The following is a 23,491-nucleotide window of genomic DNA, read 5'->3' as shown; positions in this document are numbered from 1 at the left end:
GTGCCGGCCGTTCGTGCGCTTCGCGCTTCTAGACGCAGGCCGGGGAGGTCAGGTTCGCCAGCTTGATCATGTTGCAGGCGTACTCCTTCGACAGCACCCACTTGCCGTTCTCGACGACGAAGGTGGCGGTGCCGGGGTTGACCTGGCCGCCGATGTCGAGGTTCACGGTGGCGGTCAGGGTGCCGTCGCCGTTGTCGAGGATCGGGTCGACGACGGTGACGGTGGCGTTGTTCTGCTTCGCGGCGGCGGCGACCTGATCGAACAGGCCGGGATCGGCCTGACCGTCCTGAACCAGGGTGACCTTCTCCTCGACCGGGGTCGCCGGGTCGAGGCCCTTGGCCAGCATCGCGTTCAGCTCGGCGGCGGTCGGCGCGGGCGGGCTGTCGATGCCGGTCGGCTCGGCGACAGCGGAGGTGGTCTTGGTGGTGGTGGCGGCGGCCGTGTCGTCGCCACCGTCGGAGCTGCAGGCGCCGAGCGTGAGGGCGGCCGCGACCGCGACACCGGCCACGAGAGTCTTACGGAGCATCAATGCATGTCCTTACGTCGTTGTTGGAACTTGCGTCGTGTGTGCGTCCCGGCGCGCGCCGGACGGCCGTCGTTGCCGACCCCGTCGCGCGAGCACGTGTCACCTTAGTCAACACGGAAAAAATAAGGGGTTCCTTAACGAAGGCTGTCCGCGGGGTCGGCGTTGCCGAGCTGCCCGTCGTCGTCCGCGAAGGTGCGCGCCGGTCCGGGGCCCGTCGACCGGGTCTCGAACCGCACCGTCACCACGCCGTGCCCGCACCCCTGCACCCAGCCGTGACCGTGCACGTCGTGCCGCACGTCCTGCCCGGGACGCCACCGCGACCCGGGCCCAGCCGGGCTGCTCCGCGCCGGGTCGGGAATTTCCACTGTGTCCGGATTCACATCCGCGCCGATCGTGTCCCCGTGATCAAGGTCGGGGAACAGGGAGCCCTGCGCGGACGCCGTCAGCCCGCCGAGCGAGACCCCGACCAGTCGGATGGCGCCGAGCTCGCGGGGGTCGATCAGCTGCCGGTGCGCGGCCGCGATCAGCGTCTGCCGATCGGTCGTCGCATACGGCAGCGTCGCCGACCGCGTCACGATCGTCATGTCCGCCTTCCGCAGCTTGAGCACCACCGTCCGCGCGGCGCGACCGTCCCGCAGCAGCCGCGTGTGGGCGTGCCCGCCGGTCCGCTCCACCGCGGCCCGCACCTGGTCGAGGGTGACCAGGTCGGCGGCGAACGTGGTTTCGGCGCTGATCTGCTTCGCGTCGGCCCGCTCGGTGACCGGACGGTCGTCGATGCCGCGGGCGAGGCGGTGCAGGCTCGGGCCGACCGTCGCGCCGAGCAGGGTCACGACCTCAGTGGCGCTGGTCGCGGCGAACTGGCCGATGGTCTCGATGCCGAGCCTGCGCAGCTTCGCCTCCGCGACCGGCCCGATCCCCCACAGCCGACGCACCGGCAGCGCCTCGAACAGGTCCGGCTGCTCGTCGGCCGTCACCACCCGCACCCCGTCCGGTTTCGCGAGGCCGGACGCGATCTTCGCGATCTGCTTGCCCGACCCGGCGCCGATCGATGCGACCAGCCCGGTGCTCTCCCGAATCAGCGCCCGCAACCCCTCCGCAAACTCCAGCACCTCGCGCGGATCGGCCCCGACCAGTTCCGGTGGCTCACCGAACGCCTCGTCCAGCGACAGCATCTCCAGGACCGGCATCCGGGTGCGGAGGGTATCGAACACGGTCGCGCTGACCGCCGAGTACAGCGCCCCACGCGGGGGCAGCACCACCGCACCGACCCCGACGAGGCGTCGCGCCTGATGCATCGGCATCGCCGACCGGGCGCCGTACGCGCGGGCCTCGTAGCTGGCGCCCGCGACGACGCCGCGGCCGCCGAGGCCGCCGACGAGGACCGGCCGCCCACGCAGCGTTGGGCGGGTCAGCTGCTCCACGGACGCGAAGAACGCGTCCATGTCCAGGTGCAGCACCCAGCGACACTGCGTGAGCGGCCGGCTCATCTCAGGCCTTCGCGATGACCGCCCGGACACCCTCACCGAGGTCGACGGCACCGGCGCCGACGGTGCCCAGCTCCAGTGTCGTGGCCAGGATCTCGCCGGCGATCAGGTCGCGGTGCCGCTGCGCCCACGCCGCCCGCTCGGCCGGGACCTGCAGGGTCACGACGATCCGGTCCGACACCTCGAGGCCAGCGGCGCGGCGCGCGTCCTGCAGTTCCCGGATCCGGTCCTTCGCCCAGCCCTCGGCCTCCAACTCCTCGGTGACTGCCGAGTTCAGCACCACCAGACCGGCGTTGGCGGGCAGCGCCGCCGTCGACTCCGGTTCGGCGGCGACCAGACGCTGGGTGTACTCGGACGGCAGCAGCGCGATGCCGGAGTCGTCCGCAGCGGAGCCCGCGGAGCGACCCGGCCACACCGTGACCACCCCGTCGACCTCGGTCCAGTCGCCCGCCTTGACCGCCTTGATGACGGTCTGCACGTCCTTGCCGAGCCGCGGCCCGGCGGCCCGCGCGTTGACGACGAGCTCGAACCGTCCGTGCGCGTCGACGTCGCCGGTCAGGTCGACGTTCTTGACGTTGACCTCGTCGGCGATGATGCCGAGGTAGGGCCGCAGCCGCTCGGCGTCCGCGGCGGCGACGGTGACCTCCGGCAGCGGCAGCCGCACCCGCAGGTTCTGCGCCTTGCGCAGGCCGAGGACGGTCGAGCAGACGTTGCGCACCTCGTCCATCGACTCCACCAGCTCGACGTCCGGCACCAGTTCCGTCGCGGCAGGCCAGTCGGTCAGGTGTACCGAGCGGCCGCCGGTCAGGCCCCGCCAGATCACCTCGGTGGCCAGCGGCAGCAGCGGTGCCGCCAGCCGGCAGGTCACCTCCAGCACCGTGTGCAGGGTGTCGATCGCGTCCCGGTCCTCGTCCCAGAACCGGTTGCGTGAGCGTCGCACGTACCAGTTGGTCAGGGCGTCGCAGAACAGCCGCAGCTCGTCGCATGCACCGGCGATGTCGTTGACCTCGAGGGCCTCGGTCATCGCGGTCCGCGTCGCGGCAAGCTTCGCGAGGATGTAGCGGTCGAGCACGTTCGTCGAATCGGTCCGCCAGGTGCCGGGCTTCGAGGCGTACAGCTGCAGGAAGCTCCACGAGTTCCACAGCGGCAGCAGCGCCTGCCGGACACCCTCGCGGATGCCCTGCTCGGTGACGACCAGGTTGCCGCCGCGCAGGATCGGCGACGACATCAGGAACCAGCGCATCGCGTCGGAGCCGTCCCGGTCGAACACCTCCTTCACGTCCGGGTAGTTGCCCTTCGACTTGCTCATCTTGAGGCCGTCGTCGCCGAGCACGATGCCGTGCGCGGCAACGGTTTTGAAGGCGGGCCGATCGAACAGCGCGGTCGAGAGCACGTGCAGGGTGTAGAACCAGCCGCGGGTCTGACCGTTGTACTCGACGATGAAATCGCCCGGATTGTGCGACTGGAACCAGTCCTGGTTCTCGAACGGGAAGTGCACCTGCGCGTACGGCATCGACCCGGACTCGAACCAGCAGTCCAGCACCTCGGGAACCCGGCGCATCGTGGACTTCCCGGTCGGGTCGTCCGGGTTCGGGCGGGTCAGCTCGTCGATCATCGGCCGGTGCAGGTCGGTCGGGCGCACCCCGAAATCGGCCTCAAGCTGGTCGAGTGAACCGTACACGTCGACCCGCGGATAGGCCGGGTCGTCGGAGATCCACACCGGGATCGGGCTGCCCCAGTAGCGGTTCCGGCTGATGTTCCAGTCCCGGGCCCCTTCGAGCCACTTGCCGAACTGCCCGTCCTTGATGTGCTCGGGCACCCAGGTGATGTCCTGGTTCAGCTCGACCATCCGGTCCCGGAACGTGGTGACCGCGACGAACCACGACGGCACTGCCATGTAGATCAGCGGCTGACCGGACCGCCAGGAATGCGGGTACGAGTGCTCGATCGTCTCGTGCCGCAACAGCTTTCCGGCCGCCTTGAGGTCCTTGATGATGACCGGGTTCGCGTCGAACACCTGCAGGCCCTGGTACGGCGGCACCATCGCGGTGAACTTGCCGCCCGCATCGAGCGGCTGCACGATCTCGATGCCGTTCGCGGTCGCGACGTCCATGTCCTCCTCACCGAACGCCGGTGCGAGGTGGACGATTCCGGTGCCGGAGTCGGTGGTGACGTAGTCGGCGGACAGCACCCGGTGCGCGTTCTCGTGCCCCTTGCCGGGGCCGTGGAAGAAGTCGAACGGCGGCGTGTAGGTCAGGCCGACCAGGTCGGCGCCCGTGTACTCGCCGAGCACCTCGGGGGACTCGCCGAGCTCGCGGGCGTAGTGACCGACGCGGGCCGCCGCGAGCAGGTAGGTGGGGTCGTCCTGGCCCGCCAGCACATCCCCCGTCGCTGCGCTCGCCCTGACATGCACGTAGTCGACGTCCGGGTGCACCGCGATCGCCAGGTTGGACGGCAGCGTCCAGGGCGTGGTGGTCCAGATCAGCGCGTTGGCGCCGTCCAGCGGGGACCCTTCGGCGTTGATCACCATGTCGACCGTGACGGCCGGATCCTGACGCATCTTGTATGCGTCGTCGAGCCGGGTCTCCTGGTTCGACAGCGGCGTCTGCTCGTACCAGCTGTACGGCAGCACCCGGAAGCCCTGGTAGATCAGGCCCTTGTCGTACAGCTCCTTGAACGCCCACATGACCGACTCCATGAAGTCGAGGTCAAGGGTCTTGTAGTCGTTGTCGAAGTCGACCCAGCGCGCCTGCCGGGTCACGTAGTCGCGCCACTCGTCGGTGTACCGGAGCACGGACTGCTTGCAGTACGCGTTGAACTCGGCGAGGCCCATCGCGTCGATCTGCGACTTGTCCTTGATGCCGAGCTGCTTCTCGGCCTCCAGCTCGGCGGGCAGGCCGTGGCAGTCCCAGCCGAAGCGGCGTTCGACCTTCCTGCCGCGCATCGTCTGGTAGCGCGGGATCAGGTCCTTGACGTACCCGGTGAGCAGGTGCCCGTAGTGCGGCAAACCGTTGGCGAACGGCGGGCCGTCGTAGAACACGAATTCGTCGGCGCCGTCCCGGTTCTCGATCGAGGCCCGGAAGGTGTCGTCGGCGTCCCACGCGGCGAGGACCCGCTGCTCGAGTTCCGGGAAGTTCACGCCGGCACCGGCCGTCCCTGCGGTCAGGTCGACGCGTGGATAGGTCTCGCTCACTGTGGTGCTCCCTGTGCCTGTCACTCTGGCACGGGGACGACTCGGGCGCCGGTGCGCCGTGGCCGCGGTACCACCCCGCTTGCCCGGACGGGCGACCTGCCGCCACATCCGGACCACTCATAAGCTCGGCTGTGACGGGCCGAACCCGTTCGGTTCTACTTGGCACCCGCGCCACCCGGTTCGGGGTGGCGCTGCGCCGTTCTTCCGAAGACTCCCCGGTGATGGCCGGATCAACGCCGTCTGCCACCGCCCGATGAGGTCCGGGCGGATGTCATGGGCCGATTCTAGTCGGACCCGTCAAATTCGTTCCTCGTTGCGCCGTCCGTCCCGGCGCCCCGGTCGCGGCCGCCGGGCGCACCGCCCGGTGCGGTGTTGCCCCGGAGCGAACTCACGAGCAGCAACACCGCACCGACGACGCAGACCACGATGCAGCCCCAGGCCCAGACCACCGAACCGGTCATCAGCGCGATGACCAGTAGGGCGAACCCCACCGCGGCCATCGCCAGGGTCAGCACCAGCATCTAGAGCCCCCTGCCACGAGCCGTCACGACCACGGCCCTCTCGGCGCCGGGTCAGCTGTTCCCTTTGGCGAACGACTTCGAGCCCTCGGACCCGAAGGCATCCTGGCCGCCGTCGACCGGGACCGCGGACCCGCGCTGCTCGAGCTCCTCGAGCTGCGACTCCAGGTACGACTTCAGCCGCACCCGGTACTCGCGCTCGAACGTCTTGAGGCGCTCGATCCGCTCCTCCAGCACGCTGCGCTGCTGGTTGATGGTCGCCATGATCTCGGTGTGCTTCTTCTCGGCGTCCGCCTGCAGGGCGTCGGCCTTCTCCTTGGCCTGACGCAGCTGCGTCTCCGAGCGGGTCTGCGCGTCGGACAGCAGCGCCTCGGACTTCTGCTTGGCCTCGGCGACCATCGTCTCCGACCGGCTGCGGGCGTCGCTGACGAGCTGCTCGGAGTTCGAGCGGGCGCTTGACACGAGCTGCTCGGATTCGTTCTTGGCGTCGCCGGTGAGGCGGTCCGCCATCTCCTGGGCGAGGCCGAGGATCTTCGCGGCCTGGAGGTTGGCCTCCTCGGCGGCTCCGGCCCGGGCCGGAGCCGGCGCGGGGGCCGGTGCCACCGGCTTCGGCGGCTCGACGACCGGCGCGGGTGCCGGGGCGGGGGCAGGCGGAGGGGTCGGCGCGGGCGCGGCCGCGGCAACGGGGCGCGGCGCCTTCTTGGCATCCGCGAGCTCCTGATCGAGTTCACCGACACGCTGGCGGAGGTCCGCGTTCTCCTCGATCAGGCGGGCGAGCTCCTGCTCGACCAGGTCGAGGAAGGCATCGACCTCGTCCTCGTTGTAGCCACGCTTCCCGATTGGAGGCTTGCTGAACGCGACGTTGTGAACATCAGCTGGTGTCAGCGGCATGGAAGGATCCCTTCGCGCATCTGTTGGCGGTCAAGCAAGCATTCAGTTATGGCGCATCCACTGCAGGACCACGTATTCACGTTGTAACTGCGGGTCATTGTTTCACACCCGACCCGCGGTCAGCGCCAGTCCCCGATTCGTGCACGTCATGCGGCAAGTCCCTGAGTGACTTGCATCAGGATGAACACGATGAACAGCAAGACCATGATTGACAGGTCCAACCGAATCCCGCCGAGCGAAATCGACGGGATGAGTCGCCGGAGCAACTTGATCGGCGGATCCGTGACCGTGAAAATCGCCTCGAGAACGACGACGACAAAGCCTGTCGGCCGCCAGTCCCGCGCGAACGTTCGGATGAACTCGACGATGATTCGGCCGATGAGAAGCAGCCAGAACACGAACAGCACGAAGTAGATCACCGCGAACAAGGGCACTCCACCACTCTGCCTGACGTGCCGGGCCCGGTCACAATCGGGCCACTCGCGGCCGGGCCACCGACAACCGGGTGCGACCGGTGAACACCGGTCGCACCCGTGGTCCTCGCGCCGCCGGGACCCGGCGGCACCTGGCTATTTCTGATTGTAGAAACCGTTCTCGGCGATCCGGCGACGTTCCTCCGCGGACACGTCGATGTCCGCCGGTGAGAGCAGGAACACCTTCGTTGCCACCTTGTCGAACGAGCCGCGCAGCGCGAACGCGAGGCCGGCGGCGAAGTCGACGAGCCGCTTGGCGTCGGCGTTGCTCATCTCGACCAGGTCCATGATCACCGGCGTGCCGTCACGGAACCGTTCCCCGATGATGCGGGCCTCGCCGTAGTCCCGTGGGCGCAGCGTGGTGATCTTCGACAGCGGACCGCCCTCGTCGAACATCGGGGCGCGCCTGCTCTCGATCCGCGGCTGGGTGTTGACCGCGAGCGAACCGTGGGTCGCCGCGGGCCGGGTTCCGACGCCCTGGGAGGGGGCGGGCCGCGACGTGCGCGGCGGCAGCGGCTCCATCCGACGGGGAGCGGGCTGCCGGTCGTCGAGGTCGTCCCGTCCGCCGTAGCCCGCATCGTCGTACCCGCCGTCGACGCCGTCCTCGTAGCGGCTTCGCGGGGCTCGACGGGGCTCGTCGAGGTAGTCGTCCTCGTAGTCCTCGAGCGGAACCATGCCGAAGTAAGCCTTGAACTTGTGCAGAGTGCTCATCGATCGACCTTCCTTGGCGCGGCGGATAATCGGTCGGGACGCCGATCAGTTCATTTCGAGGCTATCGGCCTCGAACCCAACAGGGCGGTTCCGACACGCACGCACGTCGATCCGTGTCGGACCGCACTCTCGAGGTCTGCGGTCATCCCGGCCGACAACATGCGCGCGTCCGGATGGTCACGCAACACGTCGTGGTGGGCGGCCGCGAGTGTAGCGAAAGACCGGTCCGGGTCGGCGCCCAGCGGCGGGACCGCCATCAATCCGGCCAACACGAGACCCGGTGCGGCTGCGGCCCGTTCGGCCAGCGCGGGCAGCTCCTCCAGCGGAACGCCGCCGCGGTGGATGTCGCCGTCGATGCTCACCTGCAGCAGCACCAGCAGCGGCGCCGACCGGTCCCCCGCCTCCAGCGCCGCGGTCGACGCCGCGGCGAGCGCGTCCACCAGCCGGGGGCTGTCCACGGAGTGCACCGCGTGCGCCCAGCGGGCGACGGCCCGCGCCTTGTTCCGCTGCACGCTGCCGATCATGTGCCATCGGGCATCGGTGAGGTCGGCCAGGTCGGCCACCTTCGCGGTGGCCTCCTGTTCCCGGGACTCCCCGAATTCGCGGCAGCCGAGGTCGTACAGGATCCGGGCGTCCGACGCGGGGAAAAATTTGGTGACCGGCAGCAACTGCACCGCATCCGGGGCCCGGCCCGCGGCGAGCGCGGCCCGGGTGAGGCGGTCCCGCACGGAGGTCAGGGCGGCCGCGATGGCATCGCCGCGGCCCGGCGGGGCCGGGTGACCGTCACCCACCGTCGATCGACTCCATCCAGATCACGCCGCCGATCCGCCCGGTCACCCCGGAGCGGCGGTAGCTGAACAGCGTCCGGTCCTCGATGGTGCAGCGCGGGTCCTCCGCGACGCCGCCGACCCCGGCCTCGAGCAGCTGCCTGCGCAGCCCGGCCCGCAGGTCCAGGCCGGGGGTGCCGCGGTCGGTGGTGGTTGCGCTGCCGGGAAGGTGCGCCTCCACATCGGCCCGCATCGCGGCGGGCACCTCGTACTGGCGTCCGCTCGCGGACGGCCCGAAGAACGCCCCGATCCGGGACAGTTCGGCGCCGTTGGCGACCATCTCGTCGAGCACCCGGGGCACGATCCCGATCCGGGCACCCACCCGGCCCGCGTGCACCGCCGCGATCACGCCCGCCTCGTCGTCGGACAGCAGCAACGGCACACAGTCGGCGGTGAGGACCACCAGCGCCAGGTTGCGTTCGGTGGTGACCAGCGCGTCGGTCGCCTCGACCGGCGCATCGACCGGTCCGGACACGACGGCGACGTTCCGGCTGTGGATCTGCTCCATCCAGACCAGCCGCTCGTACGGCAGCCCGATCCCGGCGGCCAGCCGACGCCGATTGGCGTCGACGGCAGCGGGATCGTCCCCGACGTGGTCGCCGAGGTTGAACGAGTCGTACGGCGCCGCCGACACCCCGCCGGTCCGCGAGGTGACGACGCGGCGGACCCGAACCGAGGACGTCACGGGTGCGGCCGTCACCGGCGCATGAAGTCGGGCACGTCGACGTCGTCGTCGCCGTCCTCGTCCACCGGGACCGCGCGGGCGGTGGCGCCGACCGGGATCGGCGGCAGTGCACCGGTCGCCGGTTCGCGCCGCGGCTCCCGCACCTCCGCACTGTGCTGGGGTGCCTGCGCCGGCTGCGCGGGCTCCTCGACCGCCGCCGGGGACCGGCCGATCTCGCCAGCCCTGGCGACGCCGATGGTGCCGCGCCCCGCGGGCTGCTGCGCCTGCTGCGGCGGCGCGTCGGGACGGCGCACCGGGGCACCTCCGTCGAAGCCCGCCGCGATGACCGTGACCCGGACCTCGTCGCCGAGTGAATCGTCGATGACGGTGCCGAAGATGATGTTCGCGTCGATGTGCGCGGCCTCCTGGACCAGCGAGGCCGCCTCGTTGATCTCGAACAGGCCGAGATCCGAGCCGCCCGCGATCGACAGCAGCACGCCGCGGGCACCCTCCATCGACGCCTCGAGCAGCGGCGAGTTGATCGCGGTCTCCGCGGCCTGGATCGCACGGCCGTCGCCGCGGGCGGAGCCGATGCCCATCAGCGCGCTGCCCGCGCCGGACATGACGCCCTTGACGTCGGCGAAGTCGACGTTGATCAGGCCGGGGGTGGTGATCAGGTCGGTGATGCCCTGAACGCCGTTGAGGAGCACCTCGTCGGCGGAGCGGAAAGCGTCCATCAGCGACACCGCGGCGTCGCCGAGCTGCAGCAGCCGGTCGTTGGGGATGACGATCAGGGTGTCGCAGGACTCGCGCAACGCCTGGATCCCGTTGTCGGCCTGGCTGCCGCGGCGCTTGCCCTCGAACGAGAACGGCCGGGTGACGACGCCGACGGTCAGGGCGCCGAGCTTGCGGGCGATCGAGGCGACGACGGGGGCTCCGCCGGTGCCGGTGCCGCCGCCCTCACCGGCGGTGACGAACACCATGTCGGCCCCCTTGAGGACCTCCTCGATCTCGTCCTTGTGGTCCTCGGCGGCCTTGCGGCCGACCTCCGGGTCCGCGCCCGCGCCGAGACCGCGGGTCAGTTCGCGTCCGACGTCGAGCTTGACGTCGGCGTCGGACATCAGCAGGGCCTGGGCGTCGGTGTTGACCGCGATGAACTCGACTCCCTTGAGTCCCTGCTCGATCATGCGGTTGACCGCATTCACACCGCCGCCGCCGATGCCGACGACCTTGATAACGGCGAGGTAGTTGTGCGGGGGCGTCATGGGCTCTCGCCTTCCGTGTATGTGTGTTCGCGCTGAAGGTGTTGCTGGCGATGCTGACGTTACTTGTGGCGCTGAGGTTACTGGTGTTCCCGGATCTCATATGCATCCGAGACCCCGGGAAACCCTAAACCTCAACCATAGAGTTATGGTTATGTCAAGTGGATGACTGAGGCGAAACGCTACGGCCGGCCACGGTGCTCGGCCAGCAGGCGCGCCGGTCGACACGCCGATTTGTCGGGTGATCCGGCGCGGGCTCGCCTCACCGGATCGTCGGCAGGTCGGGGCTGGACACGTCGTACACCTGACCGGGCTGGCCGAGCAGCGGCACGACAATCGCCGCCTTCCGGTCCGAATGGTCCGCGCTCCCCCACAGCAGCTGCCTGCCGTCCGCGAGGGTGAGGTGAATGTCCGACAGCGACCCCGCCGACACCTCCGTCACCTGCGGCCGCAGCTGCGGGGGCAGCGAACTCAGCGCCGTCAACGCGTCCCGCGTCGCCGGATCGTCTCGGCCCGGCCGATCCACCGCGAGCCGCGGCAGGCCTGACGGTGCCGGCTCGATCGCGTACGCCACCCCGGACGCGTCCATCAGATGCGTCCCCTCGGGCGTGTCGTAGAAGACCGCCGGCTGCCGCTCGGTCACGGTGACCCGGATCGTCGACGGGTACTCCCGCTCCACCCGGACGTGATCGACCTTCGCGATCGCCGCAACCCGCTGCGCCGCGGCGCCGGTGTCGACCCGAAGCAGCGGCTGTCCCGACGGTATCGACAGCGCAGCAAGCACCTCCTCGGTCGGCACCCCGGCATTCCCGACGACGGCGATCGTGCGGGCGGACAGCAGCGGGGTCAGCCACAGCACCAGCCCGAGCGCGATCAGCACGACGACCGCGGCCGCGGTGAGGTAGAGCGGCTTCCGGTTGCGCCGCGCCGCTGCCTTCCCCGATCCGGACGTCACCCGGGTCGGCCGGGCACCGGTGCGGCCCCGCACCGGCCCGCGGGCCCCGGCAGCCGCCGTGGCCCGGCCCGACCCCCGACGGGGGGTCATGCCCGGTCCCCGGACCGTCCCGCCGCGTCCGGCCGCATCCGGGAGCCGGGTGCCGCGGCGAGGGCGCCGAGGATCTCCTTGCCCAGCATCGTCACGTCACCGGCACCCATCGTGATGATCACGTCGCCGCTGCGCGCGAGGGAGGCGACCTGCCGCGGCGCCATCGACAGGTCCGGCTGGTAGTGCACCGGCCGGGTCACCGCCTGCGCGACCAGCGCGCCGCTGACCCCGGGCAGCGGCTTCTCCCGCGCCCCGTACACGTCGAGCACGACCACCTCGTCGGCGAGGTCGAGGGCCTCGCCGAACTCCGTCGCGAACGCCGCGGTCCGCGAGTACAGGTGCGGCTGGAACACGACGTGGACCCGGCCACCCGACCCGCGCACCAGTTCGCGGGCCGCGCCGAGCACCGCCCGTACCTCGGTCGGGTGATGCGCGTAGTCGTCGAACACCCGGACACCGTTCTCCCGGCCGGTGTACTGGAAACGCCGGTGCACGCCGCCGAAGCCGCCGATGCCCTCGACGATCTCGTCGACGTCGGCCCCCGCCTCCCTCGCCGCGAGCAGCGCGCCGAGCGCGTTCAACGCCATGTGCCGCCCCGGAACGGACAGCCGCAGTTCCCGCGGCGCCGATTCCCCGGACAGCTGGATCCGGGCGACGCCGCCGACGTCCCGCGGCTCCCAGGTCAGCAGCCGCGCATCGACCGGGACCGTGCCCGCCGGGTCATCAGCGCCGTATCCGACGACCCGGATCGGCAGGCCGCGTGCGGCGACCCGCTCGGCGAGTGCCGCGGACCCGGGATCGTCCAGGCACGCCACCAGCACGCCGCCCGGCAGGATCCGGTCCGCGAAGTCGTCGAACACCTGGACGTACGCCTCGGCGGTGCCGAAGAAGTCGAGGTGATCGGCCTCCACGTTGGTCACGATCACCACGTTGGGGTCGTACTGCAGCAGCGACCCGTCGCTCTCGTCGGCCTCCGCGACGAACACGTCCCCGGAGCCGTGGTGCGCATTGGTGCCCGCCTCGTTCAGTTCGCCGCCCACCGCGAACGACGGGTCGGCACCGCAGTGCTGGAGGGCGACGACGAGCATCGACGTCGTCGACGTCTTGCCGTGGGTCCCGGCGACCAGCAGGGTCCGGTGGTCCGCCATCAGCGACGCCAGCACCTCGGGCCGCATGATCACCGGGATGTCCCGTTCCGCGGCGGCGACCAGTTCCGGGTTGTCCTTCGGGATCGCGGCATGGGTGGAGACCACGACGGTCGGGCCGCCGGGCAGCAGGTCGAGGGCGCTGGCGTCGTGCCCGATCCGCACCTCCGCCCCGCGGGCCCGCAGCGCAAGCACCGTCCGGCTCTCCTTGGCGTCCGACCCGGACACCTGACCGCCGCGGGCCAGCAGGATTCGGGCAATGCCGGACATGCCCGCGCCGCCGATCCCGACCATGTGCACCCGCTCGAGATGCGGGGGCAGAGCCACCGATCCACCGTTCGCGTTCACCGCTGACCACCCTTCGCGACGTCGAGAACCACCCGTGCGACCGTGTCCGCGGCGTCGCGGTGCCCGGCACCGGCGGCCGCCGCCCCCATAGCGGCGAGCCGGTCCCGGTCGCGCAGCAACGGCACGACCGTGTCGGCGACGAACGCGGGGGTCAGGTCGGCGTCGGCGACCAGCAGCCCGCCGCCCGCCGCGACAACCGGCCGCGCGTTGAGTTCCTGTTCCCCGTTGCCGTGCGGCAGCGGCACGTACACCGCGGGCAGTCCCACCGCGGAGATCTCGGCGACGGTCATCGCGCCGGAGCGGCACACGGTCGCGTCGGCGGCGGCGAGCGCGAGGTCCATCCGCGTCAGGTAGGGCACCGCGACGTACGGGGCGGCCGGGTTGTGCTGCGCGACGTCGAGGGTGTTCTTCGGTCCGTGCGCATGCAGCACCGAGATGCCCGCCGCGGCGAGCGCCTCGGCGGCCCCGGACACCGCGTCGTTGAGCGAACGCGCACCCTGCGATCCGCCGGTCACGAGCAGGACGGGCCCGTCGGCGGGCAACCCGAAGTGGGCGCGGGCCTGCGCCCGCAGCCCGGCCCGGTCGAGGCCGGTGATCGAGGAGCGGACCGGGATGCCGACGACCTGCGCGTCGCGGCCGATCCCGCTGTCCGGCACGGCGGCGAGGACCCGGGCCGCGACCCGGGCACCGATCTTGTTGGCGATGCCCGCGCTGGCGTTGGCCTCGTGCACGACGACCGGGATGGCGCGGCGCCTGCGGGTGAGTCCACCGCGGCGGGGCCGCGCAAACCCTCTGCCCGCGGCCAGGTAGGCGGGCAGCGCGACGTAGCCGCCGAAGCCGACGATCACGTCCGCGTTCACGGCGTCGAGCACCTCGCGGGTGCGGCGGACGGAGGCCCGGACCCGGCCGGGCAGCCGCAGCAGGTCCATCGTGGGCTTGCGCGGCAGCGGCACCGGCGGGATCAGTTCGAGGGGATATCCGCGGTCCGGGACCAGGGTGGTCTCGAGGCCGCGTTCGGTGCCGAGTGCGGTGACCGTCACCGTTGGGTCGAGTCGGCGCAGCGCGTCGGCGACCGCGAGGGCGGGCTCGATGTGCCCGGCGGTGCCACCCCCCGCGACGACGACGGACAGGCCGGACGATCTACCGCTCACACTCACCTACGAAATCCTCGTTCACCAAAGCCACGGTCATGACGGTCGTCGCGGCGCCCGGAGGACCGGTCCCGCCGCGGGTCCGATGCTAGTGCCTGCCGACGCCGCGGGTCCTGGCCCGGTCCCCGCATGCCCCGGCCTGCCTGCGGCTCCCCGCCGCGCTGCTGGTCCCGGCGGCGCTGGTCGTCCCGCCGGCGCTGGTCCTCGTGACGGCGCCGTTCCCGCTGCTGCGCGGCGCGGCGCTGCGCCTCCCGCTGCGCGGCCCGCTTCCGGTCCGCCTTCTCGGCGGCGGCGCGCTGCGCTGCCGCCACCTTCCCCGGCGAATACTGCTCCGGCTTCGGCAGCCGCAGCAGCCTGCCGAACCGGCCGTCGTTGCCTGCGTGCAGGGCCGCCACCGCCTCCGGCTCGTGTCGGGCCGCGTTCGCGACGATGCCGAACATCAGCAGCGTGATCGCCGTCGAGGTGCCGCCCGCCGACACCAGCGGAAGCTGCTGGCCGGTGACCGGCAGCAGGCCGATCACGTAGCCGATGTTGATCATCGCCTGCGCCAGGATCCACGTCGTCGCGGCCGCGGTGAGCAGCCGCAGGAACGGGTCGACCGACCGCATCGCGATCCGCAGCCCGGTGTACACGAACAGGGCGAACAGCCCGATCACCGCGGCGCACCCGATGAATCCGAGTTCCTCGCCGATGATCGCGAAGATGAAGTCGTTGTGCGCGTTCGGCAGGTAGTTCCACTTGGCGCGGGACTGGCCGAGTCCGCGGCCGAATAGTCCGCCGTCGGCGAGGGAGAACTTCGCCTGCCTGCTCTGATAGTTGGCGCCCTGCGGGTCGTCGCCGGGGTTGAGGAAGCCGAAGATGCGGGCGGCGCGATAGTCGGCGGAGAATGCCAGGATCACCGCGCCGACGCCGACTCCGAACACCACCCCGGCGAACAGCTTGAGCGGCAGGCCCGCGAACCACAGCAGGGCGCCGACCACGATCACGAACGTGACCGTCGTCGAGTAGTTCGGCTGCAGGATCACCAGCAGCGACGCCAGCAGCGCACCCGGCACCAGCGGGATCAGCAGTTCCTTCACCGGGGCACCGGGCCGGCGGGTGGCCAGCACGTGCGCGCCCCAGATCACCAGCGCGACCTTCGCCAGCTCGGACGGCTGGAACGACAACGTCCCCAGCGTGAACCAGCGGCGGGCACCACCCGACAACGTGCCAATGCCCGGGATGAGGACCAGGAACAGCATCACCAGCGACACCACGAAACCGGGCAGCGCGAGCGCCCGCAACAGGTGCACCGGAATCCGCAGCGCGACATAGAACAGCAGCGCGCCGAGCAGCGCGAAAATCAGCTGGGTGGTGAACATGCTGTACGCGGATCCGGTGTCGGCGTACGCCTCGACGCTCGACGCGGACAGCACCATCACCAGGCCGAGGACGGTGAGCAGGGTCGCGATCGTGACGACCAGGTGGAACGACGCGAGCGGCCGGGACAGCCAGGCCCCGAACCGGGCACGGACCGCCGTCACCGACTGCGCCGACCGCTCCATCGCGGTCCGGGGCCGGTCGGAACGGTGCCCGTCGGAACGTTGCCGGTCGGGACGCGCACGGTCGGACTGTGCCCGGTCGGGGGCGCGGCGGCCGCCGCGCGCGGGGCGGGCGCTCTCAGCCGTCGACATGGTCCCGGGTGCCGTCCGGGGCGTCGCCGAGCGACCGCACCGCCGCAGCGAAGCTCCGGCCGCGGTGCCCGTAGTCGGTGAACATGTCCAGCGATGCCGCGGCGGGCGCGAGCAGCACCGTGTCACCGGGCGTCGCCGCATCGGCGGCGACCCGGACCGCGCGGGCCATCACCGCATCGGGCGTGTCGGTGGCACTCACCCGTTCATCGTGCCCCGGTTCGATCCGCCGGATGGGGACCTGCGGCGCGTGTCGGGCGAGTGCGTCCGCGATATCGCCGGCATCACGGCCGAACAGGACCGCGGCGACCAGTCGATCCGCGACCTCGGCGACCAGGTCGTCGACGCGGGCACCCTTGAGCAGCCCGCCCGCGATCCACACCACCCGCGGATGCGCGAGCAGCGAGGTCCGGGCGGCGTGCGGGTTGGTGGCCTTCGAGTCGTCGATGTAGGTGACGCCGTCAACGTCCGCGACCCGCGCGGCGCGGTGCGGCCCCACCTGGTACGAGCGCAGCCCGTCCCGGACCGCGGCGGCCTCGACGCCGATCGACCGGGCCAGCGCCGCCGCGGCGAGCGCGTCCATCAGCCCGGCCGGGCCGGGCGGGGTGACGTCGTCGATGTCGGCGAGGAACTCGCCGGACCCGAACGCGCGGTCAACGAGGCGGCCGCCGTCGACGCCGAGCTCGTCGGGTCCGGGGACGCCGAGCCGGAACCCGACGGTGCGGGCGGCCGGGGCTCCCCCGGCCAGGGACGCCGCGACCGGATCGTCGAGTCCGACGACCGCGACGTCACCGGTCAGGGCCTGCGCCTTCGCGTCGATGTAGCCCCGCATCCCCCCGTGCCAGTCGAGGTGGTCCTCGGCGATGTTGAGGACGGCGCCTGCGGCGGGGTGCACGGACGGCGCCCAGAACAGCTGGAAACTCGACAGTTCCACCGCCAGCGCGTCGTGCCGCGGCCGCGCGCGCAGCGCGTCGGTGACGGGCAGCCCGATGTTGCCGCAGGCGACGGCCGCGATGCCCGCGGCCCGCAGGATCGACTCGAGCATCGAGGTGGTGGTGGTCTTGCCGTTGGTTCCGGTCACCACCAGCCACCGGCGGGGCGGACCGTAGATCTCGGCCCGGTCGATCCGCCACGCGAATTCGACGTCGCCCCAGATCGGGACCCCGGCGCCAGCCGCGGCGGCGAGCACCGGGGAATCGGCGCGCCAGCCGGGGCTGGTGATCACCTGCGCGAAGTCGGCGGCCGCGGCGACGGCCTCGTCGGGTGTGACGGTCGCGACCGCGTGTTCGGCCGCGGCTGCCGCGAGCGCGTCCGCGTTGCCGTCGGTGAGGGTGACCTCGGCGCCGAGATCGCGCAGGGGGGCGATCAGCGCGCGCCCGGAGATGCCCGCGCCGGTGACGAGGACCGGTGCGTCGCGCAGCCGCGACAACTCCACCTTCACCGTCAGTCCCCGACCACCGCGAGGTACTCGCTGTAGAACAGTGCGAGCCCGACCGCAGACGCGATCGCCGCGAGCAGCCAGAACCGGATGATCACGGTGGTCTCGGCCCAGCCACCGAGCTCGAAGTGGTGGTGGAACGGCGCCATCCGGAACACCCGGCGCCTGCTGGACCGGAACACCGCGACCTGGATCACCACCGACGCGGCCTCCGCGACGAACAGCGCGCCGACGACGACCATCAGCAGCTCGGTGCGGGTGACGATGGACAGGCCGGCGAGCAGGCCGCCGAGGGCGAGCGACCCGGTGTCGCCCATGAAGATCTTCGCCGGCGCCGCGTTCCACCACAGGAAGCCGATGCAGGCACCGGCGGCGGCCGCGCAGATCAGCGCCAGATCGAGGGGGTCGCGGACGTCGTAGCAGCCCTTGCCGGGGTTGGTGGCGCAGGCGTTGCGGTACTGCCAGAACGTGATCACCGTGTAGGCGCCGAGCACCATCGTCATCGACCCGGCGGCGAGGCCGTCCAGGCCGTCGGTCAGGTTCACCGCGTTCGACCAGGCGCTGACCAGCAGGTACACGAACAGGATGAACACGATCGAGCCCATCGACACGGTCGCGATGTCCCGCACGTAGGACAGCTGCGTGCTGCCCGGGGTGAGGCCGTCGTCGTTGCGGAACTGCAGCGCGAGGATCGCGAACAGCACGGCCGCGATCAGCTGACCGGCCAGCTTCGCGGTCTTGTTCAGGCCGAGGTTGCGTTGCTTGCGGATCTTGATGAAGTCGTCGAGGAAGCCGACGCCCGCGAGGACCGTGGTCAGCCCGAGCACCAGCAGCGCGGACGCGGTCGGCCCCTCGGCGTTGTACCCGATCCCGATCAGGTGCGACCCCCAGTAGCCGGCCCACAGGCCGATGATGATCGCGACGCCGCCCATCGTCGGGGTGCCGCGCTTGGCCTGGTGGCTGGCCGGCCCCTCGACCCGGATCTCCTGCCCGAAGCCCTGCCGGGAGAACATCTTGATCAGCACCGGGGTCAGCAGGATCGACACCGCCAACGCGATGCCGCCCGCGAAGAGAATCTGTCTCACCGGTCGTGCTCCTCGCTCGTCTCGTGAACATCAACCGCCGGATCGGCCAGCAGTGCCTCGGCGACCGTCCACAGCCCCACCGACTGGGACGCCTTCACCAGCACGATGTCGCCGGGCCGCACCTCGCGGCGCAGGATCTCGATCGCCGCGTCGGCGTCGGGCACCAGGGTCGACTCGTCGCCCCACGAACCCTCCATCACGGCGCCCTGGTGCAGGCCGTGCGACGGTCGCCCGTCACCGACGACGATCAGCTTCGTCACGTCGAGGCGGACCAGGAACCGGCCGATCGCGTCGTGCTCGACGACGGTGTCGGCGCCGAGTTCGGCCATCTCGCCGAGCACCGCCCAGGTGCGGCGGCGCTCGGCACCGGCCCGGCTCATCGACGCGAGGGCCTTGAGCGCGGCCCGCATCGAGTCGGGGTTGGCGTTGTAGGAGTCGTTGACGATGGTGACGCCGTCGGCGCGGGTGCGCACGTCCATCCGCTTCGCCGACACGGCGCGGGCGGCGCCGAGCGCGGCCGCGACCTGCTCGATGCCCGCCCCGCACTCGAGGGCGACGGCGGCGGCGGCGAGCGCGTTGCCGACCTGGTGCTCGCCGTGCACGCCGAGCGCGATGCGGACGCTGCCCTGCGGGGCGATCAGCGTGAACTCGGCGCGCGCCTGATCGTCGAGGCGGATGTCGACGGCCCGCACGTCGGCGGACGCCGACTGCCCGACCGTGACGACCCGGGCGCGGGTCCGGGTGGCCATCGCCGCGACCAGCGGGTCGTCGGCGTTGAGGACCGCGACACCGCCGTCGGCGGCGGCGGGCAGCGCCTCGACCAGTTCCCCCTTCGCGACCGCGATCGCCTGCTGGGAGCCGAACTCGCCGAGGTGCGCGGTCCCGACGTTGAGGACGACACCGATCCGCGGCGGCACCGTCGCCGCCAGGTGCGCGATGTGCCCGACGCCGCGGGCGGACAGCTCCAGCACCAGGAACCGGGTGTCGGCGTCCACGCGCAGCGCCGTCCACGGATGCCCGAGTTCGTTGTTGAACGAGCCGGGCGGCGCGACCACCGATCCGAGCGGGGCCAGGACCGCGGCGAGCAAATCCTTGGTGGACGTCTTGCCGGACGAGCCGGTGACCCCGACGACGGTCAGGTCGGGCAGCTCGGCGGTGACGGCGCCGGCGAGCGCGCCGAGCGCGCCGAGGACCGCGGCACCGGAGCCGTCGGTGTCGTGCTCGAGGGCCATCGCGTTGCTGCCCGACGGACCGAGCGGCTCGACGACAATCGCGGGCACCCCGACCGGGCGGGCGGCGAGGACCGCGGCCGCACCGGCGTCGATCGCCGCAGCCGCGTGGTCGTGGCCGTCGGCGCGGGCGCCGGGCAGCGCGAGGAACAGTCCGCCCGCGGTGACCTTCCGTGAGTCGAACTCGACGGTGCCGGTGACGACGGCGTCCGGGTCGGGGACGTCGTGCAGGGTGCCGCCGACGATCTCGGCGATGCGCCGCAGGGACAGCGCGATCATCGGCTGGCCCCCGTCACGCGGTCGATGGCATTCGCGAGGACCTCGCGGTCGTCGAATGGGTACTTCACCCCACCAATCTCCTGTCCGATCTCGTGTCCCTTGCCCGCGACGAGCACGACGTCACCGGCGCCCGCCCAGTCGACGGCGGCGGCGATCGCCGCGGCCCGGTCGCCGATCTCCCTGACCTCGCCGCGCCGGTCCGCGGGGACCGCCCGGGCGCCGTCGAGCAGTGCCGCCCGGATCGCGGCCGGGTCCTCGCTGCGGGGGTTGTCGTCGGTGATCACCGCCAGGTCGGCGCCAGCGGCGGCGGCCTCGCCCATCAGCCGACGCTTGCCGTGGTCGCGGTCGCCGCCCGCGCCGACGACGACGGCGAGCCTGCCGTCGCTCTGCCCGCGGAGGGTGGCGATGACGGCCTCAAGTGCGGCGGGCTTGTGCGCGTAGTCGACGACCGCGAGGAACGGCTGGCCACGGTCGATGCGCTGCACCCGGCCCGGCACGTCGACGGCGGCGAGGCCGCGGATCGCGTCCTCCGGTTCGACGCCGCATTCGTGCAGGATCGCGAGCGCGAGCAGCGCGTTCGCGACGTTGTAGCGGCCGGGCAGCCGCAGCGTCGCGGTCATCGCGCGGCCGTCCGGCGTGCTGACGGTGAACCGCTGGCCGCCGTCGGCGCCGGTGCTGATGTCCGAGGCGGTCCATCCGGCGGTGCCGTCGCCGCGGGTGCCGACGGTGACCGTGCCGGGTCCGGCGACCGCGGCCATCCGGTTGCCCCACTCGTCGTCGACGCACACCACCGCGCGGGCGGCGTGCACGGTCGACGCCGGGTCGAACAGGCGGGCCTTCGCGCCGAAGTAGTCGTCGAGGTCGCGGTGGAAGTCGAGGTGGTCCTGCGACAGGTTGGTGAAGGCGCCGACCGCGAACGCGGTGCCGTCGACCCGCCCGAGCGCGAGGGCGTGGCTCGACACCTCCATCACCACGGTGTCGATGCCGCGTTCGAGCATCACCGCGAACAGCGCCTGCAGTTGCGGCGCCTCCGGTGTGGTCAGGGCGCTGGGCACCCGGCGGCCGTCGATCCGGGTCTCGATGGTTCCGACCAGGCCCGGGCGGCGTCCGGCCGCGGTCAGGCCTGCCTCGACGAGGTACGAGGTGGTGGTCTTCCCGGAGGTGCCGGTGATGCCGACGATCCGCAGCCGCTGCGACGGGGTGCCGTAGACGGCGGCCGAGACGGCGCCGAGCACCGCGCGCGGGTCCGGATGCACCAGCACCGGCAGCGGGATGCCGGCCCGCGCGATCCGATCGAGGCCCGCCGGGTCGGTGAGGACGGCGACGGCCCCCCGCTCGGCAGCGGCGGCGGCGAAATCGGCGCCGTGCGCGTGGGTTCCCGGGAGCGCCGCGAACAGGTCACCGGGCCGAATCTCCTGCGCCCGCAGGTCGATGCCGGTGACGACGACCGGGTCGGCGGCCGCGTCGTTCCGGTGCAGCCGGGCCCCGACGAGGTCCGCGAGCGTCGTCACCGCGGTGCGCGGGGGGTGCCCGGGGCGTGATCCCGGTGCCGCAGCCGTCGACCCTGCCTCGGCGCTGTCGTTGCTCCCGTGCACGGGCAGGTGACTCCTCTCGAGCGTTCGGTGGGCGATCGGTACGGTCGTGTCGGCCGTGAACCGACGTGTCACGTTACCGGCGTGGCCGGGGAAACACAGATTCGACCGGGTATCCGGCGGCGGTGGGACGGGGTCGGTCAGTCGGCCTGCAGCACCAACCGTCGGCCGGGGTCCGCGGACAGCGGGATCTTGTCGCGCTGCAGCATCCAGGCGGCAATGTTGTGGAACAGCGGCGCGGCGGACTGGCCGCCGGACCCGTCGGCGCTGCGGACCGGAGCGTCGAGCATGATCCCGATCACGAACCGCGGATTGTCGGCGGGGGCGATCCCGGCGAACGTGATCCAGTAGTTCGAGTTCGAGTAGCACTGGCAGTTCGGGTCGACCTGCTGCGCGGTGCCCGTCTTCCCGCTGACCTGGTATCCCTCGACGGCGGCCCCGACGCCGGTGCCCTGCTGGTAGCCCATCGGGTCCCGCTGGGTGACCGAACGGAACATGTCGCGGACCGTGGTCGCGGTCTGCTCGCTGACCACCTCGATGCCCTCCGGATGCTCGAGGGGGGTGCGGTTGCCGTCCGCGTCGATGGTGGCGCGGACGATCCGCGGCGGGATCCGCACGCCGTCGTTGGCGATCGCCTGGTAGATCCCCGTCATCTGCAGCAGCGTCATCGACAGGCCCTGACCGATCGGCAGGTTCGCGAACGTGCCGCCCGACCACTGGTCGCGGCTGGGGACGCTGCCCGCGCTCTCCCCGGGCAGCCCGACCTCGGTGCGCTGCCCGAGCCCAAACTTGGTCAACATCTCCGCGAATCGGTCCTCCCCGACCCGCTGCGCGAGCATCAGCGTTCCGACGTTGGAGGACTTCCCGAACACCCCGGTGGTGGTGTACGGGACGACGCCGTGATCCCACGCGTCCTTCACCGACACCCCGGACATCTGGATCGTGCCCGGCACCTGGAGCACCTCGTCGGGGGTGGTCAGGCCGTCCTCGATCGCGGCGGCGGCGGTGATGATCTTGTTCACCGATCCGGGTTCGAAGGGGGTACTGACCGACGGGTTGCCCATCTCCCGGTCGATGTTGTTGCCGACGCCGATCGACGGGTCGAATGTGTTGTCGTTGGCCATCGCGAGGACCTCGCCGGTGTGCGAGTCCTGGACCACCACCGACGCGTTCTTCGCGCCGGACAGGTCCTTCGCGAGCTGCGCCTGCTGCTGCACGTAGAACTGCAGGTCCGCGTCGATGGTCAACTCGACCCCGGAGCCGTCGACGGCGGGCTGCTTGTCGCGCCAGCTGCCGGGGATCACCGCGCCGTCCGATCCGCGGTCGTAGGTCTGCGACCCGTCCGTCCCGGCGAGGGTGGAGTCCATCGAGTCCTCGAGCCCGAGGAGGCCGTGCCCGTTCCAGCCGGTGGCGCCGACGAGGTTCGCGGCGAGCGCACCGCCCGGGTACTCCCGGATGTCCTGCCGCTCCAGGCCGACCTCCGGGAACTCGTCGGCGATCTTCGCGGCCACGTCCGGGTCGACCCCGCGCGCGAGGTATTCGAAGGTCTTGTTGCTCTTGAGCTTGGCGAGCACGTCCCTCTCCGGTGCTGCGTCACCGAGCCGGTCGTGGATGCCCTTCGCGATGGCGGCGAGCCGGTCGTTGACCTTCGGCTCCTCCCCCTTCTTCTTCGCGGCCTCCTCGAGTTCCTTGCGGACCTTCGGCGGCTGAAAGGTCAGTGCCTTCGCCTCCATCGTGAACGCGATCGGCTTGCCGTTGCGGTCGGTGATCGCGCCCCGGGTTGCGGGGTCGATGAGGGTGGTCGAGCGCTGATCGGCCGCCTCCGCGGACAGCCGCGGCGCCTGAATGCCCTGGATCCACAGCAGCTGCAGCACGGCGAGACCAAGCACCCCGAACATCACGACCCGGCCGATGCGGTGCCGGAACAGGTAGTTCGCCCGGTCCCCGGTTGCTGGCCGAC

General features: G+C 71.6%; 19 protein-coding genes. All 19 read right to left on the bottom strand.

Annotation, left to right across the window (positions count from 1 at the left end; genetic code table 11):
- Positions 1 to 28: 28 nt before the first annotated feature.
- The 19 genes from ACFWPA_RS16135 to ACFWPA_RS16045 all read right to left on the bottom strand — a co-directional run bounded on the left by ACFWPA_RS16135 (position 29) and on the right by ACFWPA_RS16045 (position 23,459).
- Complete coding sequence (locus ACFWPA_RS16135; protein ID WP_378507882.1) at positions 29 to 526, bottom strand: hypothetical protein; 498 nt, start codon at positions 524 to 526, stop codon at positions 29 to 31.
- Positions 527 to 660: 134 nt separating this feature from the next.
- Positions 661 to 2,013, bottom strand: coding sequence for a DNA polymerase IV (locus tag ACFWPA_RS16130; protein ID WP_378507883.1), 1,353 nt, complete (start codon positions 2,011 to 2,013; stop codon positions 661 to 663).
- 1 nt (position 2,014) lies between these two features.
- Positions 2,015 to 5,311 (bottom strand): isoleucine--tRNA ligase, encoded by a 3,297-nt coding sequence (gene ileS, locus ACFWPA_RS16125; RefSeq protein ID WP_378507884.1) that lies wholly within the window; start codon positions 5,309 to 5,311, stop codon positions 2,015 to 2,017.
- A 176-nt stretch (positions 5,312 to 5,487) separates the two neighbouring features.
- The gene (locus tag ACFWPA_RS16120) at positions 5,488 to 5,724 is read right to left on the bottom strand and encodes a hypothetical protein (RefSeq protein ID WP_378507885.1); all 237 of its coding nucleotides are present in this window, start codon (positions 5,722 to 5,724) and stop codon (positions 5,488 to 5,490) included.
- Between the two features lie 51 nt (positions 5,725 to 5,775).
- Positions 5,776 to 6,612, bottom strand: coding sequence for a DivIVA domain-containing protein (locus tag ACFWPA_RS16115; RefSeq protein ID WP_378507886.1), 837 nt, complete (start codon positions 6,610 to 6,612; stop codon positions 5,776 to 5,778).
- A 146-nt stretch (positions 6,613 to 6,758) separates the two neighbouring features.
- The gene (locus ACFWPA_RS16110) at positions 6,759 to 7,046 is read right to left on the bottom strand and encodes a YggT family protein (RefSeq protein WP_378507887.1); all 288 of its coding nucleotides are present in this window, start codon (positions 7,044 to 7,046) and stop codon (positions 6,759 to 6,761) included.
- A gap of 135 nt (positions 7,047 to 7,181) precedes the next feature.
- On the bottom strand, positions 7,182 to 7,796 hold the full coding sequence (locus ACFWPA_RS16105; protein ID WP_378507888.1) for a cell division protein SepF: 615 nt from the start codon (positions 7,794 to 7,796) through the stop codon (positions 7,182 to 7,184).
- 50 nt (positions 7,797 to 7,846) lie between these two features.
- A complete protein-coding gene (locus ACFWPA_RS16100) occupies positions 7,847 to 8,587 on the bottom strand; it encodes a YggS family pyridoxal phosphate-dependent enzyme (protein WP_378507889.1) in 741 nt (246 codons plus the stop codon).
- Entirely contained in the window at positions 8,580 to 9,323 is a 744-nt protein-coding gene (gene pgeF / locus ACFWPA_RS16095; protein ID WP_378507890.1) for a peptidoglycan editing factor PgeF, read from the bottom strand. The genes ACFWPA_RS16100 and pgeF overlap by 8 nt, the downstream gene beginning before the upstream one ends.
- Complete coding sequence (gene ftsZ / locus ACFWPA_RS16090; RefSeq protein ID WP_378570938.1) at positions 9,320 to 10,552, bottom strand: cell division protein FtsZ; 1,233 nt, start codon at positions 10,550 to 10,552, stop codon at positions 9,320 to 9,322. Before ftsZ ends, pgeF begins: the two co-directional genes overlap by 4 nt.
- A 259-nt stretch (positions 10,553 to 10,811) precedes the next feature.
- Complete coding sequence (locus ACFWPA_RS16085) at positions 10,812 to 11,594, bottom strand: cell division protein FtsQ/DivIB (RefSeq protein ID WP_378507892.1); 783 nt, start codon at positions 11,592 to 11,594, stop codon at positions 10,812 to 10,814.
- Positions 11,591 to 13,033: a UDP-N-acetylmuramate--L-alanine ligase gene (gene murC, locus ACFWPA_RS16080; protein ID WP_378507959.1), complete on the bottom strand. Its 1,443-nt coding sequence runs from the start codon at positions 13,031 to 13,033 to the stop codon at positions 11,591 to 11,593. Before murC ends, ACFWPA_RS16085 begins: the two co-directional genes overlap by 4 nt.
- 50 nt (positions 13,034 to 13,083) lie before the next feature.
- Positions 13,084 to 14,238, bottom strand: coding sequence for an undecaprenyldiphospho-muramoylpentapeptide beta-N-acetylglucosaminyltransferase (gene murG, locus ACFWPA_RS16075; RefSeq protein ID WP_378507960.1), 1,155 nt, complete (start codon positions 14,236 to 14,238; stop codon positions 13,084 to 13,086).
- A 2-nt stretch (positions 14,239 to 14,240) separates the two neighbouring features.
- The gene (gene ftsW / locus ACFWPA_RS16070) at positions 14,241 to 15,911 is read right to left on the bottom strand and encodes a putative lipid II flippase FtsW (RefSeq protein ID WP_378507893.1); all 1,671 of its coding nucleotides are present in this window, start codon (positions 15,909 to 15,911) and stop codon (positions 14,241 to 14,243) included.
- Positions 15,898 to 17,349, bottom strand: a complete 1,452-nt coding sequence (gene murD, locus ACFWPA_RS16065; RefSeq protein ID WP_378507894.1) for a UDP-N-acetylmuramoyl-L-alanine--D-glutamate ligase — start codon at positions 17,347 to 17,349, stop codon at positions 15,898 to 15,900. Before murD ends, ftsW begins: the two co-directional genes overlap by 14 nt.
- A gap of 2 nt (positions 17,350 to 17,351) precedes the next feature.
- Positions 17,352 to 18,431: a phospho-N-acetylmuramoyl-pentapeptide-transferase gene (mraY, locus tag ACFWPA_RS16060; protein ID WP_378507895.1), complete on the bottom strand. Its 1,080-nt coding sequence runs from the start codon at positions 18,429 to 18,431 to the stop codon at positions 17,352 to 17,354.
- Positions 18,428 to 19,939: a UDP-N-acetylmuramoyl-tripeptide--D-alanyl-D-alanine ligase gene (gene murF / locus ACFWPA_RS16055; protein WP_378507896.1), complete on the bottom strand. Its 1,512-nt coding sequence runs from the start codon at positions 19,937 to 19,939 to the stop codon at positions 18,428 to 18,430. Before murF ends, mraY begins: the two co-directional genes overlap by 4 nt.
- Positions 19,936 to 21,540: a UDP-N-acetylmuramoyl-L-alanyl-D-glutamate--2,6-diaminopimelate ligase gene (locus ACFWPA_RS16050; RefSeq protein ID WP_378507961.1), complete on the bottom strand. Its 1,605-nt coding sequence runs from the start codon at positions 21,538 to 21,540 to the stop codon at positions 19,936 to 19,938. Before ACFWPA_RS16050 ends, murF begins: the two co-directional genes overlap by 4 nt.
- Before the next feature lie 131 nt (positions 21,541 to 21,671).
- Positions 21,672 to 23,459 (bottom strand): peptidoglycan D,D-transpeptidase FtsI family protein, encoded by a 1,788-nt coding sequence (locus ACFWPA_RS16045; RefSeq protein WP_378507962.1) that lies wholly within the window; start codon positions 23,457 to 23,459, stop codon positions 21,672 to 21,674.
- Positions 23,460 to 23,491: the final 32 nt, after the last annotated feature.

This window comes from Rhodococcus sp. NPDC058505, from assembly GCF_042720095.1.
Lineage (GTDB): Bacteria > Actinomycetota > Actinomycetes > Mycobacteriales > Mycobacteriaceae > Rhodococcus_G.
The sequence above is the reverse complement of the archived record's forward strand: the minus strand, read 5'-3'. Positions and strand labels throughout refer to the sequence as shown.